The 20,898-nt window shown below is 60.9% G+C and carries 18 protein-coding genes; 5 read left to right on the top strand and 13 right to left on the bottom strand.

Annotated features, from left to right (window positions below; all coding sequences use genetic code 11):
- Positions 1-143 precede the first annotated feature (143 nt).
- From FCL40_RS00210 to FCL40_RS00190, 5 genes are all read left to right on the top strand, one after another.
- On the top strand, positions 144-1,649 hold the full coding sequence (locus FCL40_RS00210) for a flavocytochrome c (RefSeq protein ID WP_136850174.1): 1,506 nt from the start codon (positions 144-146) through the stop codon (positions 1,647-1,649).
- A 5-nt stretch (positions 1,650-1,654) separates the two neighbouring features.
- Positions 1,655-2,005 carry a cytochrome c3 family protein gene (locus FCL40_RS00205; RefSeq protein ID WP_136850172.1) on the top strand — a complete coding sequence of 117 codons (351 nt, stop codon included), beginning with the start codon at positions 1,655-1,657 and terminating at the stop codon, positions 2,003-2,005.
- A gap of 117 nt (positions 2,006-2,122) precedes the next feature.
- Positions 2,123-3,166: a DcaP family trimeric outer membrane transporter gene (locus FCL40_RS00200; RefSeq protein WP_136850170.1), complete on the top strand. Its 1,044-nt coding sequence runs from the start codon at positions 2,123-2,125 to the stop codon at positions 3,164-3,166.
- Between the two features lie 250 nt (positions 3,167-3,416).
- Positions 3,417-5,744 carry an alkaline phosphatase D family protein gene (locus FCL40_RS00195; RefSeq protein WP_136850168.1) on the top strand — a complete coding sequence of 776 codons (2,328 nt, stop codon included), beginning with the start codon at positions 3,417-3,419 and terminating at the stop codon, positions 5,742-5,744.
- 169 nt (positions 5,745-5,913) lie between these two features.
- The gene (locus FCL40_RS00190) at positions 5,914-6,549 is read left to right on the top strand and encodes a GntR family transcriptional regulator (protein WP_136850166.1); all 636 of its coding nucleotides are present in this window, start codon (positions 5,914-5,916) and stop codon (positions 6,547-6,549) included.
- Here FCL40_RS00190 and FCL40_RS00185 read toward each other — a convergent pair whose 3' ends face one another.
- From FCL40_RS00185 to FCL40_RS00125, 13 genes are all read right to left on the bottom strand, one after another.
- Entirely contained in the window at positions 6,550-7,023 is a 474-nt protein-coding gene (locus FCL40_RS00185; RefSeq protein ID WP_136850164.1) for a cupin domain-containing protein, read from the bottom strand.
- A gap of 145 nt (positions 7,024-7,168) precedes the next feature.
- Complete coding sequence (locus tag FCL40_RS00180) at positions 7,169-8,167, bottom strand: formate dehydrogenase subunit gamma (RefSeq protein ID WP_136850162.1); 999 nt, start codon at positions 8,165-8,167, stop codon at positions 7,169-7,171.
- 67 nt (positions 8,168-8,234) lie between these two features.
- On the bottom strand, positions 8,235-8,828 hold the full coding sequence (gene fdh3B, locus FCL40_RS00175; protein WP_028107996.1) for a formate dehydrogenase FDH3 subunit beta: 594 nt from the start codon (positions 8,826-8,828) through the stop codon (positions 8,235-8,237).
- 23 nt (positions 8,829-8,851) lie between these two features.
- Entirely contained in the window at positions 8,852-11,722 is a 2,871-nt protein-coding gene (locus FCL40_RS00170; RefSeq protein ID WP_136850160.1) for a formate dehydrogenase subunit alpha, read from the bottom strand.
- A gap of 12 nt (positions 11,723-11,734) precedes the next feature.
- Positions 11,735-11,932: a twin-arginine translocation signal domain-containing protein gene (locus FCL40_RS00165; RefSeq protein WP_136850158.1), complete on the bottom strand. Its 198-nt coding sequence runs from the start codon at positions 11,930-11,932 to the stop codon at positions 11,735-11,737.
- A gap of 624 nt (positions 11,933-12,556) precedes the next feature.
- Positions 12,557-13,489 carry a formate dehydrogenase subunit gamma gene (locus tag FCL40_RS00160; protein ID WP_407644133.1) on the bottom strand — a complete coding sequence of 311 codons (933 nt, stop codon included), beginning with the start codon at positions 13,487-13,489 and terminating at the stop codon, positions 12,557-12,559.
- A 124-nt stretch (positions 13,490-13,613) separates the two neighbouring features.
- Positions 13,614-14,192 carry a formate dehydrogenase FDH3 subunit beta gene (gene fdh3B / locus FCL40_RS00155; protein WP_136850154.1) on the bottom strand — a complete coding sequence of 193 codons (579 nt, stop codon included), beginning with the start codon at positions 14,190-14,192 and terminating at the stop codon, positions 13,614-13,616.
- A 9-nt stretch (positions 14,193-14,201) separates the two neighbouring features.
- Positions 14,202-17,063, bottom strand: coding sequence for a formate dehydrogenase subunit alpha (locus FCL40_RS00150; RefSeq protein WP_136850152.1), 2,862 nt, complete (start codon positions 17,061-17,063; stop codon positions 14,202-14,204).
- Between the two features lie 13 nt (positions 17,064-17,076).
- Complete coding sequence (locus FCL40_RS00145; protein WP_136850150.1) at positions 17,077-17,271, bottom strand: formate dehydrogenase; 195 nt, start codon at positions 17,269-17,271, stop codon at positions 17,077-17,079.
- A gap of 112 nt (positions 17,272-17,383) precedes the next feature.
- A complete protein-coding gene (locus FCL40_RS00140) occupies positions 17,384-18,013 on the bottom strand; it encodes a TorD/DmsD family molecular chaperone (RefSeq protein ID WP_136850148.1) in 630 nt (209 codons plus the stop codon).
- Positions 18,014-18,025: 12 nt separating this feature from the next.
- Positions 18,026-19,720: a 4Fe-4S binding protein gene (locus FCL40_RS00135; protein WP_136850146.1), complete on the bottom strand. Its 1,695-nt coding sequence runs from the start codon at positions 19,718-19,720 to the stop codon at positions 18,026-18,028.
- A 107-nt stretch (positions 19,721-19,827) separates the two neighbouring features.
- The gene (locus FCL40_RS00130; protein ID WP_136850144.1) at positions 19,828-20,415 is read right to left on the bottom strand and encodes a DUF3306 domain-containing protein; all 588 of its coding nucleotides are present in this window, start codon (positions 20,413-20,415) and stop codon (positions 19,828-19,830) included.
- On the bottom strand, positions 20,402-20,869 hold the full coding sequence (locus tag FCL40_RS00125) for a DUF3305 domain-containing protein (RefSeq protein ID WP_136850142.1): 468 nt from the start codon (positions 20,867-20,869) through the stop codon (positions 20,402-20,404). Before FCL40_RS00125 ends, FCL40_RS00130 begins: the two co-directional genes overlap by 14 nt.
- Positions 20,870-20,898 lie beyond the last annotated feature (29 nt).

Genomic DNA, 20,898 nt, shown 5'->3' with positions numbered 1-20,898 from the left:
TTTCAACTTTGGCGCCAGAAATTTTTTCTGCGAAAGACTCACGAAAACTTTTTTCACCCAAATCCCACTGTGATCTCGCGCTTATTTTTGCCTCTACCGCCAGCGATAAAGTAATTCCACATTCACTGAGCGAGATAAACACTATGCATGACAGACGTTCGTTTATGAAACTGGGAGCCGGCATGGCTGCCGGCGCCATGATGCCCATGGTGGCATCCGCCAAATGTGGCGACGAACCCACCCAGTGGGATTCCGAGCACGAGGTCATCATCATCGGTTCCGGCTTTGCCGGACTGGCGGCCGCCGTTGAGGCGATGCGCAAGGGGGCCAAGGATGTGGTGGTCTTCGAAAAGATGGGGGTCTATGGCGGCAACAGCACCCTGAATGCCGGCCAGGCCTGCTTCGCCGGCACCGAGCTGCAGAAAAAGTTGGGCATCAAGGACAGCGCCGAGCTGATGGTGAAGGACCAGCTGAAATCTGGCCGTGGTATCGCCAGCGAAACTCTGCTGCGTCACAGCGCCGAGCTGGGACCCTACATCTACCAGATGACCAAGGATTGCGGCTGTGTCTACCGTGACCACATCATCACCACCGGCGGTACCAGCGCCACCCGCAGCCACCAGGTGGTGGAGCGCTCCGGTTCCGGCTTTATCCGCCCCATGCTGGACACTGCCCGCAAGATGGGGGTGAAGACCTTCATTCGCCACAAGTTCGAGCACCTGATCCGCGACAACAGCGGCCGGGTGATCGGCATCCAGGTTCGCAAGGGCTACCACTTCGGTCACGAAGAGAGCGGTGAACTCATCAATGTTAAGGCCCAGCGCGGCGTGATCATTGCTACCGGTGGCTTCGGCTACAACATCAACTTCCGCATGGCACAGGATCCGACCCTGACTGCCGAAGTGGGTTGCACCAACGCCAAGGGCGCCACCGGTGACGGCCTGATCGAGATGCTGGCGGCAGGCGCGACTCCTGTCCATCTGGCTCACATCCAGTCCGGTCCCTGGGCCTCTCCAGATGAGGGTGGCTTCGGCTACGGTGCGGGCTTCTCCCTGTACAACTTCCCCCACTCCATCGCCATCGATCGCAACACCGGCCAGCGTTTCATGAACGAAATTGCCGACCGTAAGACCCGGGCCGACCTGGAGTTGCAGCGCCGTGACAAGGATGGCAACCCCAACCCTGCCCTGCTGATCGCCCCCAAGCACGAGGCGCAGAAAGACCCCTCCATGCACAACGTACTCAAGTATAACGTGGCTTGGGAGTTCGATTCCGTGGAAGCCATTGCCAACCACTTCGATGTGCCCCTGGCCCCGCTGAAGAAGCAGATCGACGACTGGAACGGCTTTGTAGAAAACGGTGAAGACACCCAGTTCGGCAAGCGTATGGACGCTGGCCGCGGCATCAAGCTGACCGCCCCCTTCATCGTTCAGCGCCTGTGGCCCAAGGTGCACTACTGCCAGGGCGGCATCCAGATCAACACCAAGGCCGAAGTACTGGCCGCCAAGACTGGCAAGCCTATCCCAGGCCTGTACGCCGCCGGCGAAGTGACCGGAGGCATCCACGGAGTGAGCCGACTGGGTGGCTGCTCTACCCCCGAATGTATGGCGTTCGGCGTCACCGCCGCCCGCTCAATCATGGAGGCCTAATCGCCATGAAATCGACCCTGACCCTGTTTGCCGCCGCCCTGGCCCTGACCCTGAGCTTTGGCGCCGCCGCCCAGAACACGCGTGACTACCACATGGACGTCTACGACGCCGGTTGTAAGACCTGCCACGACCAGGGGATGAAGCGCTTCCCCTCTGACGATGCCTGCCTGCAGTGCCACAGCATGGAGGAGGTCGCCAAGCAGACCGAACGCCATGGTGAGGAAGCCCGTCAGAACCCCCACGACAGCATGCACTACGGCAAGGAAGCCCCTTGTCAGGAGTGTCACGGCGAGCACACGGCGAAGAAAGCGCTGTGCCAGGAGTGCCACAACTTCGACTATCCGAAGTTTAAATAACAGCCCCCTTCCGAGGAAAAGATGATGTTCAGCCGCCGGCCATATTCGTTCTCACCCCTACACAAAGTGAATATGGCCCGGTGGTTGAACATGCATTTTTGAAAAAGTAATGAAATCATGGTTACAAATAAAAAGTTAATATACGCTCTTCTTTTCGGTTCAGTTGCTTCGATATCCCTGCCGGCTGCAGCCGCCTATGGCATTCAGATAGACGATCAAAACAAACTGATTTTTGGCGGTTACATCAAGGCTGATGTTCGCTATGTAGATGGTGACGTGGCGTATCAAGATCAATGGACCGGCGCAGGCACCCCACTGGAGGAGAGCGCCTCTCAATTTCGTCTCTTTGCCAACGAAACCCGCTTCAATACCAAGTATATCCACGGCGACCTGGTCGGCTTCATCGAAATGGACTTCTTTGGCGGCGGCGGGAACCAAGTGATCTCCAACGCCGCTCAACCGCGTTTGCGTCACGCATTCATCAAGTATAAGAACGTCACCGCTGGCCAAACATGGTCTACCTTGATGAACACCAGCGCCATAGGTGAGACCGCTGACTTTGGCGGCAGCATGATGGGCATCTCCTTTATCCGCCAGGGCCAGATCCGATACACCAGGGACGGATTGCAACTGTCGATCGAGAATCCAGAGAGCTTTGGTGGCGATACCGCGAATGACAAGTTGCCTGATCTGATTGGCAAGTACACCTTCAAGGGTGATTGGGGGAATGTGTCCATTGCTGGCCTGGCTCGTCAGTTGAACACCGCCGGTGGTAAAACTGAAAACGCCCTGGGCCTCTCCATTGCGGGTCGCATCAACACTTTTGGCAAAGATGACCTTCGTTTCCAGATCCACAAAGGCGAACTGGGTCGTTATGTGGGAACCGCCGCCGTTAAAGACCTAGTCGGTGAAGAGGTGGAAGATACCACTGCCTACAACATCGCCTACCGCCACTTCTGGAGCGAGACTGTTCGCTCGACCCTGTTCTACGGCCACATCGAAGGGGACGTTTCTAGAAATGAAACCAGCCAGTGGGGCATGAACCTATTTACGAATCTTACCAAGAAGCTGTCCATGGGGCTAGAAGTGGGTAACTACTCAATCGACCATGCCGACAGTGACTCTACATACGGTCAACTTTCAATTCGCTACGCACTCTAAATAGGTCTCTAAGTGACGCCAGTCGAGTGAAATGGACACTGCTTAAGTGTTCGCGACAAGTAGCGATACCCCCCGCAGCGGGCGGTCCCTCCCCTTGGCCGCCCGCTCTTTTGAGGTCCTACCTGTTCACACACCTGTAATAATCTGTTATCAACATAGGGCGCTCACCCCTGAGCCCGCAGCCTTACAGGATGTACAACCCATTGGGTTGATGAGGCAAAGATAACGACAACAAAGCAAGGATGACTCGATGAGCTTTACCCGCCGCCGCTTTCTGCACACCCTGGTGGTTTCCGCCGGGGCCATGACCCTCTCCAGCCTCACCGGCTGCTCCAACGACAACCCCCAAGACCAGGCCATGGTGCTGCCGGAGATCATGCCGGAGTACTTCCCCCAGTCGGTGATGTCCGGCGATCCCCGCCCCGACTCGGTGATCCTCTGGACCCGGGCGGTGGATGGCGACGGCGATCTCTCCCTGACTCTGCAGCTCTCCACCGATCCCGCCTTCCAGGAGGTGATGGTGGAGGAGGCCTTCACCGCCGCCGCCGCCAACGGCCACTGCCTGAAAGTGCGGGTCACCGATCTGTCCCCCTACAGCCACTACTACTACCGTTTCCTCTTTGAGAAAGAGGGCAAATTGGTCAGCTCCCGCATCGGCCGCACCAAGACCGCCCCGGCCGCCGATGCCGACGTGGAGGTGAAGTTCGGTTTCGCCTCCTGCCAGGACTACCTGGGTCGCTACTACAACACCTACCTGTCTCTGCTGGCCCGGGATGACCTGGATTTTGTCCTCCATCTGGGGGACTACATCTATGAGACCAGCGGTGATGCCAGCTTCCAGGCCACCGACGGCGAACGCCAGTTCGAGTTCCGAGACGGTGACGGTGCCCTGACCCTGGGCAGCGGCGACAGCGCCTTCCAGGCCGCCGCCAGCATCGACAACTACCGCCAGCTGTATGAGGTCTACCGGGCCGACCCGGTTTTGCAGGAGCTGCATGAGCGCTACCCCCTGGTGGCCATCTGGGATGATCACGAGTTCTCCGACGACAGCTGGCAGACCAATGCCACCTACCTGAATGGCGCCGCCGGCGAGGAGCAGACCGGCCGCAAACGCAACGCCGAGCAGGTCTACTTCGAGTTCATGCCCATCGACCACGCCGCCCCCCATGGGGACAGCGGCAGCGGCGCCCTGGAGGTGAGCGAACAGCAGCTGTTCCCCAACACCAAGATCTACCGCGACCTGAGGTTCGGTCAGCACCTGCACCTGGCGATGACCGACTATCGCACCTTCCGCCCGGATCACCTGATCCCCGAGGACGCCTTCCCGGCAACCGTGGTGATGGACAGCGCCACCCTGACCGCCTTCCTGAGCGCCCAGGGGATGCCTCAGGCCGCCATCGACGCCACCCTGGCCCAGATGAGTCCAGTGGTGGAGATCGACGCCGAGGCACTGGCCCCCTACAAGGCTGCCTTCGTGGAGATCTTCACCGGCCTCTACACCCAGGAGCTGATGACCCGGCTGGGGCTGGATCAGCCCAGCGCCCTGGCCCAGGCCAGCGCCCGGGCCACCGCCGCCGTGACTGGCAAGCTGACCTCCAGCTACCTCAACCTGGTGCTGACCCAGGCCCAGGCGACCCTGCCCGACGGCCATCCGCTGAAGGCGCTGCCGCCGCTGCCGGAAACCGGGGTGGACACCGGCCTGGCCTACTACACCCTGGGCAAGACCACCCTGTTCTCAGACCTGGGTGCCCGCTACCTGGTGATCCGGGAGACCTTCGACCTCTACGCAGGCTATCTGGAGTCTATGGCCCGGCAGCAAGGCGGCAGCGTGCAGACCCCCTATGACCAGGCCCAGTTCGCCTGGCTGCAGGGAGTGCTGACCCAGTCCGACGCCACCCATAAGGTGATGGCCAGTTCGGTCTCCTTCGCCCCGCTGCTGGCAGACCTCTCCCCCGCCCGGGCGGACAGCGGCGTGACGGAGCTGGAGGCGGTGCTGGACTCGGACCTGGTGCCTGCCGCCCTCAAGCAGCGCTTCTACCTGAACGTGGATCACTGGGACGGCTTCCCTCAGTTCAAAGGCAGCCTGGTCAACGACCTGCTCAGCGCCACCGGCACCCTGACCCTCTCCGGGGATATCCACGCCAGCTTCGTCACCCAGCACCCGGCCAACCCCAATACCGGCCTGGCCTCGGTGGACTTTACCACCTCCTCGGTCAGCTCCGGCACCTTCGGCAGCTTCCTGGATGACGGCCTCAACGGCCTGCTCGCTCAACTGGGTGACGTACCGCCAGAAGTGAGCCAACTGAAGTACTTCTTCGACACCATCGCCCTGACCGCCAGCCAGCGGGACGACGTCAGTTCCAAGCTGGTGTTCTCCCGCATGTGGGAGCATGGGGTGAGTGTGGCCACCGCCTCCGCCAAGGGTTTCGCCGTAGAGTACTTCAACGTGCCGACGGTGTGGGATGGGGTCAACATGACCAAGACCTCCTTCTACGACAACCGCGCCGCCTTCCTGGCCAATGTCCGTACCCACAGATTCCATTGGGACGGCAGCGAGCTGCAGATGCTGCCCGCCTAAACCAAGCTGGGCTCTGTGATAAAGCCGACTCTCCGGAGTCGGCTTCTTTATCAAAGTGGTTATGATATTCTGCTGATATATTGATTGTCATATCAACTCATTCAGCACTCCTACCCGTCTTAATGGTGATACCAAAAAACCGCTAGAGTTGACGCAAATGGACACGCAAATGGAACAAGAGGTCTCACTAACGGACGTCGCCTACTCCCAACTGGAGAGGATGATCATCTTTCAGTCCCTGAAGCCGGGCGCCATGTATTCGGAAAAGCAACTGGCGGAGATGGTGGATGCCGGCCGCACCCCGGTGCGCGAAGCGCTGCAGAAGCTGGCCTGGGAGCAGATGGTGATCATCCATCCCCGTCGCGGCATCCAGATTCCCGAGGTGACAGTAGAGAGTCAGATGAAGCTGCTGGAGATCCGCCGGGCACTGGAATCCCTGTGCGCCGAACTGGCGGCCCAGCGCAGTAGCCAGGAGCAGAAGCGGCAGATGCTGGAACTGGCGGACGCCATCGTCGAGTGCGCCCACCGTCACGACGATCACACCTTCTTCACCCTGCTGCGCCGGGCGCACGAACTGCTGGTGGAGGGCTCCGGCAACGACTATATCCGCCAGGCGATGCAGCCCCTGCAGGGGCTGTCCCGCCGCTTCTGGTTTATCCATAAGGGAGCGGACAGCGGACATCCCGCCACTCTGCACGCCGAGGTGATGCGCTCGGCGGCCTGCGGTGATGCCAGGGCGGCCTCTGAGGCAGCCACCCAGGTGATCGACTACCTGCACAGCGTCGCCCTGGCCCAGCTCAGCTGATCAGCGGGTCAGCTTCTCGATGATGGCCCGGTGTTGCGGGTAGCGGGCCAACAGATCCTCGCGCTCGAACAGCTCGAAATCCCCGAAGGTAAAGCCGGGGGAGACCATGCAACCCACCAGGGAGTAGCCCGGGTTGTTCATGGCCGAACCGAAGATGGTGCCCCTGGGCACCAGCACTTGGGGCCGCTCCCCCGCCGCCAGATCCATCCCCAGCTGTACCTCCTCCAGTCGCCCGTCCGGGTGAATCATGCTGATGGTCATCGACTGACCACCCTGGAAGTACCACATCTCATCGGCGGTCAGCCGGTGAAAATGGGACACCTCACCACACTTGAGCAGGAAGTAGATGCTGGTCCACAGGGCACGCCGGTCATCGAAGGCGGCGTCAGAGACAAAGCTGGGGGCGTAATAGCCGCCCTCCACATGGGGCTGCAGGTTCAGGGCATGAATCAGGTCGTCGGCAGTTTGGGGCATGGGATCTCTCTGGATATTAGGGAAAGGGACAGCTTAACGGTCGGGAGGCTCAGATCAAGCCAAGAACACCAGCTGATCCCCCATAAAGAAAGCCCCGCCAGCCGAAGCTGTGCGGGGCTTGGTTTTCCCTTCCGAGGAAAGCGGTTTAGGCCGATTCAGACTTGTACTTCAACGTACCGTCGGCCTTGATCTCGTCGTACCACACATTGTGGTGCTGCTTGGCCCAGTTCTCATCACAGTAACCGGACTTCATGCACTCCATTCCGCCTTCAGACATCACGGTGGCCATGAAGATGTGCACGATGGAGAAGGCACAGATGATGATCGCAGACGCGCCGTGAGCGACGATCGCCAGCAGGCTCAGGGTACGGCTGGGCTCGAATACCGTCGGGAACAGCAGGACGGCGCCGGAAGCGACAATCACCGCACCAAACAGTACGAAGGTCCAGAACCACATCTTCTCGCCGGCGTTGGCGAAGCCCGCATCCGGGTGCTTGCCCTTGAAGGGGCCGAAGTTGATGTAACCGCCGACCACCATGAACCAGTCCAGATCGTACTTGGCAGGGATCTGGTTCTTGGCCCATTTGATGGTCATCAGCAACCAGCCGAGCATGAACGGAATCGCCATGTAGTCGTGAATGGGCTTGGCCGCCGCCATGATGGCCGCAAAGGTGCCCTGCCCCAGGGTTGGCTCAAAGAAGTGACGACCGGCCATCAGCAGCAGACCGGTGAGGATCAGCAGCAGACAGGGGATGGCACCCAGCCAGTGAATGGCCACGTCCGCCTTGGACCAGCGGAACACCATCTTGCCTGAGTAGCCGTCATGCAGCTTGGAGATGCCGTTAACCAGCACGAACAGCACGAAGATGCCGATCATGCCGAACAGGGCCAGCATCATGCCGGGAGCCAGGACCTGCTCACGCACCGGAATGATGCGCTCGTCATAGGTGTTGATGGGCTTGGCGTGGAACGGGCTCTGGGAGGTGGTGTACCCCTCCTGACCCTGTTGCAGCGCCTGCCATACCACCTCAGTCTGGTTACCCGCCTGTTGGGCTACGGTACCGGGATCATCGGCCGCAAACCCCATCAGCGGCAGCATCAGAGCCACCAGCATCAGCAGAGGTCGTAACAGAGTTTTAGACATAAGTTTCTCCATGGAGAAAAGGGGCGACTGGCGGCGTCCCGTCCAGCGCCCCTTGGGCCGATGCTCGTTAAGCACCCGTCTTGGTGTTGAACACGAAGGCCTGGTTGCCGCCACGGCTGACCACACGCTCACGGAAGATGGAGGACACGGTGTCCGCATCACCCGCCAGCAGCGCCTTGGTGGAGCACAGCTCGGCGCACATGGGCAGCTTGCCCTCCGCCAGACGGTTGGCGCCGTAGAGCTCGCGCTCCTTGGCACTGCCCGCCTCTACGTCGGGGCCACCGGCGCAGAAGGTGCACTTGTCCATCTTGCCCTTGGAGCCGAAGGTAGACTGCTTCGGGAACTGCGGGGCGCCAAAGGGGCAAGCGTACAAGCAGTAGCCACAACCGATGCAGCGCTCCTTGTCGTGCAGCACGATGCCGTCGTCGGTCTTGGAGAACACGTTCACCGGGCAAACGGCCATACAGGGCGCGTCAGCACAGTGCATGCAGGCTACAGACAGGGACGCCTCCTTGCCAACCTGACCATCGTTGATGGTCACTACGCGGCGGCGGGAGATGCCCCATTCCAGGGCACTGTCGTTCTCGTTCTTACAAGCGGTGACGCAGCCGTTACATTCGATGCAGCGCTTGGTGTCACACATGAATTTCATGGTTGCCATTGAGCTAATCTCCTCTAACGGCCTTAAGCTTTAACGATCTGACACAGGGACACTTTGGTTTCCTGCATCTGAGTCACCGGGTCATAACCGTAGGTCATGGCGGTGTTGGCGGACTCACCCACCACATAGGGCTTGGTGCTTACGCCACCGCTCTCCGGATACTGCAGCTCTTCGCCTTCGAAGACACCGGCGAAGTGGTAAGGCATAAAGCACTCACCCTCGATCACCCGCTCGGTAACCATCGCCTGCATGGTCAGTACCGCACCCTCAGGGGACTTGAGCTTGATCTTATCGCCATCGCGGATACCGCGGTCAGCAGCGTCGGCAGGGTTGATCTCAACGAACATCTCCTGCTGCAGCTCGGCCAGCCATGGGTTGGAACGGGTCTCTTCACCACCACCCTCGTACTCAACCAGACGACCTGTGGTCACCACCAGCGGGAACTTCTTATCCAGGTCCTCTTTAATGACCTTCTGCTGGATGGACTTGTACAGGGTCGGCAGACGGTGAACCTGGCGATCGTCGTAAGTGGGGTACTTGGCGATCAGGTCACGACGTGGGGTGTACAGAGGCTCGCGGTGTACCGGAATCTCATCGGGGAAGGTCCACACACGTACACGGGCCTTGGCGTTACCGTAAGGGATACAGCCATGCTTCATGGCAACACGCTGGATACCACCGGAGATATCGGTCTTCCAGTTCTTGCCTTCGGCGTGCTTCTTCTCCTCGGCGGTCAGCTCATCCCACCAACCCAGCTGCTTGAGCATGTCGGCGGTGAACTCTGGGTGACCGTCACCCAGCTCATTACCCTTGGAGCCTGGGTCGTCAGCCAGGATGTTGACACCGTTGTGCTCAACACCGAAGCGCGCACGGAAGTTACCGCCACCCTCCATGATGTGCTTGGAGGTGTCATACAGGATGTGAGTACCTGGGTGCTTAACTTCGGCAGTACCCCAGCAGGGCCAAGGCAGACCGTAGGTTTCACCCTTGGCTGGACCACCTGGTGCAGCCAGGTCTTCCCAAGAGAAGGTGCCCCAGTTTTCCTGGTGGGTCTTCAGACGCTCGGGGGACTGACCGGTCATGCCGATGGTCCACATGCCGCGGTTCCACTCGCGGGTGATGTCTTCCACGTTAGGCTGGTTGTTCTGCACGGAGATGCGCTTGGTGTACTGCTCCGCGAAGCCCAGCTTCTTGGCCAGCAGGTACATGATCTCGTGGTCAGGCTTGGACTCGAACGCAGGCTCAACCACCTGGCTGCGCCACTGGATGGAGCGGTTGGAGGCCGTGACGGAACCATAGGTTTCGAACTGAGTCGCCGCAGGCAGCAGGTAGACACCGTCTTTGCGCTGGTGCATCACACCAGCCATGGTTGGATAGGGATCCACAACCACAACGGCGTCCATCTTGTTCAGGGCTTCTCGAACTTCACGACCACGGGTCTCGGTGTTGACAGACTGTCCCCAGAAGAAGGCCATGCGGATGTTGTCTTTCTGACCCAGCTTCTTGGCGTCTTCCAGAACGCCGTCGTGCCAGCGTGAGCAGGGAATGCCAGGGGTATTCATCGGCACTTTGCCCAGGTACTCACCCTGGTCGAACTGGCCTTTCACCCAGTCGTAGTCCAGATCCCAAACGTTGGCCCAGTGCTTCCAGGAACCGGTCTTCAGACCGTAGTAGCCAGGCAGGGTGTCGAACAGCAGGCCAATGTCGGTGGCACCCTGTACGTTGTCGTGACCACGGAAGATGTTGGCACCGCCGCCGGAGGTACCCATGTTACCCAGGGCCAGCTGCAGGATGCAGTAGGCACGGGTGTTGGCGTTACCCACTGTGTGCTGGGTACCACCCATACACCATACGATGGTGCCGGGACGGTGTTCAGCCAGGGTCTTGGCGACGCGCTTCATCTGCTCCCCGGTGACACCGGTGATGTTCTCAACTTCGGCGGGGTGATAGTTCTTCACCTCCTCGCGGATCATCTCCATGCCGTAGACGCGGCGACGGATGAAATCAGGATCTTCCCAGCCGTTCTCGAAGATGTGCCACAGCAGGCCGTAGATGAAGGGGATGTCGGTACCAGGACGGATGTGCACGTACTCGTCGGCGTGGGCCGCAGTACGGGTGAATCTTGGGTCGACAACGATCATCTTGGCGCCGCGCTCTTTACCGGTCAGGATGTGCTGCATCGCGACGGGGTGCGCTTCTGCAGGGTTGGAACCGATGAAGATCATGCTCTTACAGTTGTGCATATCGTTGTAAGAGTTGGTCATCGCACCGTAACCCCAGGTGTTGGCTACACCGGCTACCGTAGTGGAGTGACAGATACGGGCAGAGTGGTCGATGTTGTTGGTGCCCCACATGGCCGCAAACTTGCGGTACATGTAACATTGTTCGTTGGAGAACTTGGCGGAGCCCATGAAGAACAGGGAATCCGGACCGGACTCCTGACGGATCTTCAGCATCAGGTCACCGATCTCATTGATCGCCTGATCCCAGGACAGTTTCTTCCACTTACCGCCTTCCAGCTTCATCGGGTACTTAACCCGCTTCTCGCTGTGGCCGTGGTGACGGATGGAAGCACCCTTGGCGCAGTGGCCGCCACGGTTAATGGGGTGGTCGAAGGCGGGCTCCTGACCGGTCCAGACACCGTTCTGTACTTCGGCGTAGATACCACAACCCACGGAACAGTGGGAACAGATGGTACGCTTCACTTCGATAGGCGCGCTGGGATCAACGCTTTGAGACGCTTCCGCCTTACGGATCATGCCGGCACCCAGCATGGACGCCGCGGCGATGCCTCCGGTGGTCACACCGGCATTCTTCAGGAATTGACGACGGTTAAGGCCCAGTCCGACCTTCTTCTCGGCCGCCACAACCTTGGATTGACGTTCCAGTTTCATCGAAAACCTCACTTATTGGCCGCGCAGGCTGGCGTAGTAGCTGCGGACATGGTCGGTTTCACGGTAGCCCTTGTCGGACTCCGCACGCTTCTCTTCGGTGGCCGCGACCGCCTGGGTGCTGGTTACCGCAACCGCTGCGCCTGCAGCGACGGTGCCCATTCCCAGGTTCTTCAGAAACGCTCGGCGCGCCTGCTGGGTTTTGTTGGTCATTTGTTACCTCTTTCTAGGTAGACGGGGCTGAACGAGATCTGGCTCCTCATCCGGCAAAAACCGGTTACCACGCCATCACACCCCAACCCATTTTTTGAGTTTGCTCACATTAGCAACGCCGATTATGCCAGCACCGCGGGGGGAAAACGTGATTCAAATCAACTTTGTTTCGCTCTGATTTTCCGTGAAAAATCATGATGATTGGGACATATTGGCCACCGGTGTTAACGGATTGTGATCTTTGGGTCAGGGTGGGGCAGTCAGGGGGTGGCCCTAGGGGCGGTGCGGTTATGCCAGCAGGCTTTGAGTCAGGCTTTTTCTGGTCAGAAGTGAAAAAAGCTCACCCTAGGGGGGTAAAAAAAGTGGTCTGGATCGAACCGTTTGCTCGTTTTTTGTACACCCCTGTTCCCGAGCCGTCGTGACAGAGGCAGAATCCGCAAGGTTGAGCGCGCTTCTCCCGGCACTGTCGAACGGCAAAAGAAAAAGGCCCCTTTGGGGGCCTTTCAATCAGTGTCATGGCACACAGGAAATCAAAAGCGGTACTCAATAGAGCCCTCCGCCTTGATGTCGCCGTACCGGAACGCATTGCTGGTGCTGCTCAGCACCTCGCTCACAGCACCGTCATCAAGAACGGTACTCGATAGAGCCCTCCGCTTTGATTTCGTCGTACCAGACATTGTGGTGCTGTCTGGCCCAGTTTTCGTCGCAGTAGCCGGAGACCATGCACTCCATCCCCCCCTCCGACATTACTGTGGCCATGAAGATGTGCACCACGGTAAAACCGGTGAGGATGATGGCACTGAGACCATGGAGGGTAATCGCCAACAGGCTGCCACTGCGGGTGGGCTGCACCAGATCCGGGAACAGCATCACCACCCCGGAACCGATGATGATCAGCCCGAAGATGGTGAAACACCAGAACCACAGCTTCTCCCCGGCGTTGGAGAACCCAGCATCCGGGTGGGCATCCTTGAAGGGCCCGAAGTTGAGGTAGCCGCCCACGGTGGTGAACCACTTGAGATCATAACCGGCGGGGATGTTGTGCTTCATCCAGCGCAACATCGCCAGTATGGCCCCGATGGCGAAGGGGATCGCCATGTAATCGTGAATCGGCTTGGCCATGGCGGCCATGGCCGCCACCGCATCCGGCCCCAGCCAGGCGCCAAACACATAGCGGCCCGCCAGCAGCATCAGCCCGGTGATGATCAACAGCAGGCAGGGGATCGCCATCAGCCAGTGGATAAAGACGTCGGTCTTGGGCCAACGCTTCACCATGACATTGGAGAACCCGGCACTGAGCCTTGATGGGCCGTTCACCAGAACAAACAGGGCGAAAATGACGAACACCCCGAACAGCGCCCCCGTCAGCACCGGAGCCGTGGTGTCGCTGCGGGTAGAGACCAGCGCCGGATCATAGGCGTTGATCAGTTGCCCGACAAAGGGACCCTGGGCCGTGGTTCGCCCGGACTCCCCGGCACGCACCTGGGTCCACAAGGGATCCGGCTCGTTGGCCGCCTGGGCTTGCGCCGCCTGCAACTCGGCAGCCTGGGCCGCCATCAGCGCCCTGCCCGCCTGATCCTCGGCCTCCGGCGTGGACGCCAGGGCCCCCACACTCAGTAGCAGCGCCATCAGAGGAAGGCACAGCAACCGCAACCGCTTATCGCTTCGCATTCTAACCTCCTTAGCTGTCCCATCCCGCTTCCGCGGCCCCGCGCACGGCCACCCGCTGGCGGAAGATCTCGGAGATCGCCTCGGCGTCACCGGCCAGCAGCGACTTGGTGGAGCATACTTCGGCGCAGAAGGGCAGCTTGCCCTCGGCGATGCGGTTGGCGCCGTACAGCCGCCGCTCCTTGTCGGAACCGGGCTCGGCATCGGGACCACCGGCGCAATAGGTGCACTTGTCCATCTTGCCCTTGGACCCGAACACCGACTGTTTCGGGAACTGCGGCGCGCCGAAGGGGCAGGCGTAGAAGCAATAGCCGCAGCCGATGCACTTGTCCTTGGAGTGACGGACGATGCCATCGGCGGTGCGCTCGAAACAGTCCGCGGGACACACCGCCATACAGGGCGCGTCGGAACAGTGCATGCAGGCCACCGAGATGGAGGCCTCCTTGCCCAGCTGACCATCGTTGATGGTCACCACCCGACGACGCTGAATGCCCCACTGCAGGGCGGAATCGTTCTTGCTCTTACAGGCGACCACACAACCGTTACACTCGATGCAGCGCTTGGTGTCACAGAGAAATTTCATCGTTGCCATGGAACCTCCTTATGCCCGGTTGATCTGGCAGATGGACACCTTGGTTTCCTGCATCTGGGTCACCGGGTCATAACCATAGGTCATGGCGGTGTTGGCAGACTCACCCTGGATGTAGGGCACTGTACCCTCAGGGTACCTGGGAACCAGACTCTCGCCCTCGAAGATGCCGGCGAAGTGATAGGGCATGAAGCATTCGCCCGGAATCACCCTTTCGGTGACCATGGCAGAGATATACAGCACCGGACCTTCCGGGCTGTGCAGGGTCACCGCATCCCCGTCCCTGATCCCGCGGTCCGCCGCATCCGCCGGATTCATCTCGACGAACATGGTCTGCTGCAGCTCCGCCAGCCAGGGGTTGGAGCGGGTCTCCTCACCCCCGCCCTCGTACTCCACCAGGCGGCCGGTGGTCACGATCAGCGGGAACTTCCTATCCAGATTCTCGCGAATCACCTTCTCCTGGATTGACTTGTACAGGGTGGGCAGGCGATGCACCTGGCGATCGTCCAGGTTGGGGTACTTGATGGCCAGATCCCGTCTCGGGGTATACAGGGGCTCACGGTGGACAGGCACCGGATCCGGGAAGGTCCACACCTTACAGCGGGCCCGGGCATTGCCGTAGGGGATACAGCCGTGGGCCATGGCCACCCGCTGGATGCCACCGGACAGATCGGTCTTCCAGTTGCGTCCTTCGGCGGCCTGCTTCTCCTCGGCGGTCAGTTCCTCCCACCAACCCAGCTGCTTGAGCATCTCGTCAGTGAATTCGGGATGACCACCACCGAGCTCGTTCCCCTTGGAACCGGGGTCGTCGGCCAGCAGGTTCTGTCCCTCATACTCCACACCGAAGCGGGCACGGAAGTTGCCCCCGCCCTTCATGATGTGCTTGGAGGTGTCGTAGAGGATATGGGTGCCGGGGTGTCCCAGCTCCGGAGTACCCCAACAGGGCCAGGGCAGTCCGTAGGTATCGCCCTTGGCCGGACCACCACGGGCCGACAGGTCCTCGAACTCGAAGGTGCCCCAGTTCTGCTGGTGCATCTTCAGCCGTTCTGGGGACTGGCCGGTCATGCCGATGGTCCACATGCCGTGGTTCCACTCTCGGGTCACGTCCTCCACCAGGGGCTCATTGCCGTTGACCTTGATGTTCTTGCACAGCTGGTCGGCAAACCCCAGCTTCTTGGCCAGCAGATACATGATCTCCTGATCCGACTTGGACTCGAACACCGGTTCCACCACCTTGTCGCGCCACTGGATGGAGCGGTTGGAGGCGGTCACCGAGCCGTAGGTCTCGAACTGGGTGCAGGCGGGCAGCAGGAACACGTTGTCCTTACGGGTGTGCATCACCGCCGCCATGGTGGGATAGGGATCGACCACCACCACCGCGTCCATCCGGTTGAGCGCTTCGCGCACCTCCCGTCCTCGGGTTTCGGTGTTCACCGACTGGCCCCAGTAGAAGGCCATGCGGATGTTGTCCTTCTGGCCCAGCTTGGCTGGGTCCTCCATCACCCCATCGTGCCAGCGGGAGCAGGGGATGCCCGGGGTATGCATCGGCTTCTTGCCCAGGTACTCACCCTGGTCGAAGCGACTCTTAACCCAGTCGTAGTCGAGCTCCCAGACCCTGGACCAGTGCTTCCAGGCGCCTTCGGAGAGACCGTAGTAACCGGGCAGGTTATCGAACAGCAATCCCAGATCGGTCGCCCCCTGCACGTTATCGTGGCCACGGAAGATGTTGGCGCCGCCGCCGGAGACCCCCATGTTGCCCAGGGCCAGTTGCAGGATGCAGTAGGCTCGGGTATTGGCGTTCCCCACGGTATGCTGGGTTCCCCCCATGCACCAGACAATGGTGCCGGGGCGGTGGTCGGCCAGGGTCTTGGCCACCCGGGCCACCTGCTCCGGTGCCACCCCGGTGATGAGTTCCACCTCGTCAGGCGGGTAGTTCTTCACCTCCGCCCTGATCTCCTCCATGGCCCAGACCCGACGATCGATAAAGTCCTGGTCCTCCCAGCCATTGTCGAAGATGTGCCACAGCAGGCCGTAGATGAAGGGGATGTCGGTGCCCGGGCGGATATGCACGTACTCGTCGGCATGGGCCGCGGTACGGGTGAACCTGGGATCGACCACGATCATCTTGGCGCCACGCTCCTTACCGACAAGCACGTGCTGCAGGGAGACCGGGTGAGCCTCGGCGGGGTTGGCGCCGATGAACAGCATGCTCTTACAGTGGTGCATGTCGTTGTAAGAGTTGGTCATGGCACCATAGCCCCAGGTGTTGGCCACACCGGCTACCGTGGTGGAGTGACAGATCCGCGCCGAGTGGTCGATGTTGTTGGTGCCCCACATGGCGGCGAACTTGCGGTAGAGGTAACACTGCTCATTGGAGAACTTGGCGGAGCCCATGAAGAACAGGGCATCGGGGCCGGACTCCTGGCGGATCTTGAGCATCAGATCCCCCACCTGATCGATCGCCTCTTCCCAGGAGAGCTTCTTCCACTTGCCCCCCTCCAGCTTCATCGGGTATTTCACCCGCTTCTCGCTGTGAGTGTGGTGGATCACCGACGCCCCTTTGGCGCAGTGGGAGCCGCGATTGATGGGATGGTCGAAGGCGGGTTCATGGCCGGTCCAGACACCGCTGCTGACCTCGGCATAGATGCCGCAGCCCACGGAGCAGTGGGTACAGATGGTCCGCTTGGTTTCAACCGGCCCCCTGGCGGCGCCAGCCGCTTCGGCCTTGCGAATCATGCCGGAGCCCAGCATGGACGCCGCGGCGATGCCTCCGGAGGCGATCCCCGCCTGCTTCAGGAACTGACGTCGGTTCAGACCCAATGACACGGACTCGCGAGTGGTTTTTTCAGGATGTAGATTGCGCATCAGTTTCATACTCGTCCCTCCCTCAGTCCTTCAAGGTCTGGTAGTAGGATTGAACATGAGCCGTCACCCTGAATCGGGTATCGGGTTGCGCGGTGGGGATGGGAGACGGCGTCAGTGCCGCCCGGGCGCCGCCGCTGGCCAGGGCCAGGGAGCCCGCTCCCAGGCCAAAGGCCTTAAGCAGGGCGCGCCGCTGTTGCTGGGTTTGCCTGTCTTTCATAACACCTCCGTGGTGTTAATGGATTAAGGTGGGGCGACATCAGGCTGCCCCACCGCCGGGTACTCCGGACTTCTGGGAGTGGCTAGAAGTGTAGACCAGCCACCGCCACCGTTTAAACGCTGCCCTCCTGGATTGGCGTGTCCAGGGTCAGGGCGGCAAACTCGTCGGCCTCCTGGGCAAAAAACTGCTGCGCCAGATGGGCCACCGCCGCATAGAAGGCGGCCCCCTTGGCAACGGCCAGATCACGCCAGAGGCGATCGGCCCAGGGCTGCAGATGCTTGTTCCAGAAGCTCAGCTGCACATGCTGCGGGCTCTCCAATAGCAGCACCGCCATCACTTCACAGATGGCGGCGATGTGATCTTCCGGCTCCTTCACCTGCTCCTCCCGGGCAAACCCCAGGCGGGCCAGGTCCTGACGCAGCTGCACCAGCTGGGTGTCCATCAGGGTGCCGGTCATGTACCAGCTGGCGTAGGGGATCACCTCGCCGTGACCCAGGCCGATAAACAAGTCGGTGTACTCCTGGGTGACACTGTCGACGCCATAGGTCTGGGCCGCCAGTTTGAGGCCGCTCCAGGCACGAACCATCTCGCCATCTTCGTCGTTGCTCACCTGCAGCTGTCCCAGGAAATCCATCAACTCCTGGGACGGCGCGTCCCGAAGCAGCGCCGCCAGCAACTGGTAGATGTCGGCTCGGAACTGCTGCAACTCAGGCACCACTCGATTCTGCTGTTGTTCTGTCATGATTACCTCTGATTAGACGCGCAGTTGTTTCTCTGGATCGTTCATGATGTCTTCAAACATGTCTTTGACCCTGCAGTCCTCACACATCTGAATACGCTTGATGGCATCGCCGGCGAAGGCGCTGTGGTTCTGCATCTGAGCGGTGATCTTGTTGATCACCGCGGCAGTGGCAAAGGCCTTGCCACAACGGATGCACTCGAACGGCGGCTCCTCGTGCAACACCCGGGTCTGCTGACGCCGCTCGCGGTCCAGGGTCACCTGGCTGACGAGGGTGATCGCCTTCTCCGGGCAAGCCTTCTCACACAGGCCGCACTGAACACAGGACTGTTCGGTGAAGTTGAGCGCCGGCATGTCGCCGCCGTCGGTCAAGGCCCGCGGTGGGCACAGGGCGGAGCAGCTCTGGCACAGGGTGCACTTGTCGGGGTCCACCTCCACCTGGCCATAGGGCAGATGGGGAAGGGCCAGGGTGGCCTTGTTGTCCTCGGCACAGCCGTTGAGGTGGTCCAGGCCGTTGTAGAAGGCATCACGCTTCGGCAGGCTGGCGGGGTAGGCGGCGATGGCCAGTTCGGGCCAGCAGGCCGAGTCAGCCACCTTGCTGGCCAGCTGCGGCAACTGCTCCACGCTCATCAGTTCGATGCGTCCCGGCAAGCCGATCGCCTCCAGCAGCTGGGCCGCCAGGGCCTGCTCCCGGTTCATCAGCGCCATCAGGGTGGGCGGCGTCACCTGGGTGGTGAGCACCACCACCTGACGGGCGCCCCAGGCCAGGGCGGAAAACCAGCTGTCGGTAGCGGCGACGGCAATCTCCTCCAGGGCCACCGGCAGCACCTCACCCGGCAGCGCCTGCAGCTGCTTCAGCGCCTGTTCGCCGGCGCTGGCATCGTGCAGCAGCACCACAGGACGGCTGTCCGCCAGTTCGATGTAGCGGGTGATCAACCGCTTCAGGAAGTCCTGCAGGGTGGCCGGCGCCGGTTGGTCGTAGCTGATGGCGCCGGTGGGGCAGGCGTTGGCACAGCTGCCCGCACCATGGCACAGGTTGTGGTCCACCACGATCTTGTGATCGACACTGGCAATGGCGTCGGCGGGACAGAAGTTGAGGCAGCGGGTGCAACCGTCGATGCCGCTGCCGTGGTGGGCGCAGATGTCCGCGTTGATCTTGACGTAGCGGGGCTTGGAAAACTCGCCGACCAGCTCGGGCAGTTGCGCCAGCGCCGCCGCCAGTTTGTTGTCGTCCTCACCGATGTGGAAGTAACCCGGTGGCAGCAGCTCCAGGCTCAGACTGGGACTGTGGCCCAGATCCAACACCAGGTCGAAGTGAGGGCGGCGAACGGCGGCCGGCGCCAACTCCAGCTCCTTGTCACTCTCCTTGATGAAGGCCTGATACTGCCCCAGGAAGCCCTTCAGGCGAACCTGCTTGCTGTAGTAGCTGGGAAGATCCTCGGTGCGTTCCACCGCCTCCATCACCCGCGCCAGGTGGTGTTCATCCTGGCTGGTGATGGGATCGGTGGCCACCAGGGTGATGCTGGCCATGCCATCCAGGTCGGCGGCGGCCAGGCGAATGGCGTCCTCCGGCCCCAGGATCAGCAGATGACCGGCGGTAGTATAGGTGACCGTCTGCGGGATCAGGTTTTCCAGCATCTGGACCTGAGCCAGCGCCTGTTCGGCGTATTGGGTATTGCTCACTGTGCGTTCCTGTTTCTGTTTTGCCATCGCCGCCCTGTCTCTGTGTCTGGCCGGTCGTGGCTATGAATTCTTTTTTCAGTTGATCAGCAAAGGCTGTACCAACAACTCCCTCTAGAGGCTGACCTCAGGCCCCATCAACTCTGCTGTGGCGGGTCATCCTGGTCTGCCACTGGGTCAATTTGTCCGTCAGGAGCCGACACATCGGGTAATTCTGGCTGGCTGTGAGCGATCTCGCCGGATTGCTGCTCCGCCTTCGCCAGGGCCTCACGGCGGCGCTCCTCCTCCAGTGCCTTGTCCAGGTGACGGAACACCTTGGTGGCCACCTCTTTGGCCACCTGGACGCTGAGTTTGGGCTGATTGCTGTAATCCAGGGCGTACTCCGCCATGCCATCGGTGATGTTGTACTGAGGCTGGCTCCACAGCGCCTTGAGGGCACTACGCTTCTTGGTGGGATCCACCCCCTCCTTGAGAAAAGCGGCGAAGCTGCCCCCCTCCTCGATGGTGTCGGGGTCGGGCAGCGCCTGCTCACCTTCGGCGGCCACCTCGGCGTCGTTCCCGGTGACGGCTTCCTCCGGGGTGGACTCGGCCTCCCGGGCCTGTTCCGCCTCAAGCTGCTCAGCCCTGGCCTGCTCTTCGGCCAGGCGCTCCTCCTCCTGCTCCTGCTTGACCTTGGTCAGCCGCTGCTGCCAGCGGGAAAGCAGGCCGGGCTTAGGGTCGGTCATGACGCTGCTCCTTACGCTGCTTCATCTCGCCGCGCACGTCGATGTGCTTGCGGCGATGGGCACAGATCTGCTGCTCACCATGACGGGTGATAAAGGCTTCGATCCAGCAGCCGACCGCCTTGGGCAGTGGATAGGTAAACACCGGCTGATCACTCTCCAGGCAACCGGCGGCGATGTTCTGATTGGCGGTCACCAGCATGGGAACCGGCGTACCGGATTCATCTTCGTCGCACACCACAAACAGCAGCGGGTTGTCCAGATCCAGGTTGAGTCGGTAGTTGGCCCGCTCATCCAGGTGCAACTCCAGCCCCACCAGGGTCGCCCCGTCGACGGGCTCGGCATCTCCGGGAAGCAGTTGGTCGACCGACCAGCGGGTTTCACTCCAGCGCCCCATGGTGACCTGTTCGGATTTCAGCGTGACCTGAAGCGGCCAGATGTTTTCGGTTCGTTGCATCGGTTCCTCGCCCTGTAGTGGCTGTTCCG

This window comes from Ferrimonas sediminicola, from assembly GCF_005116715.1.
GTDB classification, from domain to species: domain Bacteria; phylum Pseudomonadota; class Gammaproteobacteria; order Enterobacterales; family Shewanellaceae; genus Ferrimonas; species Ferrimonas sediminicola.
The sequence above is the reverse complement of the archived record's forward strand: the minus strand, read 5'-3'. Positions and strand labels throughout refer to the sequence as shown.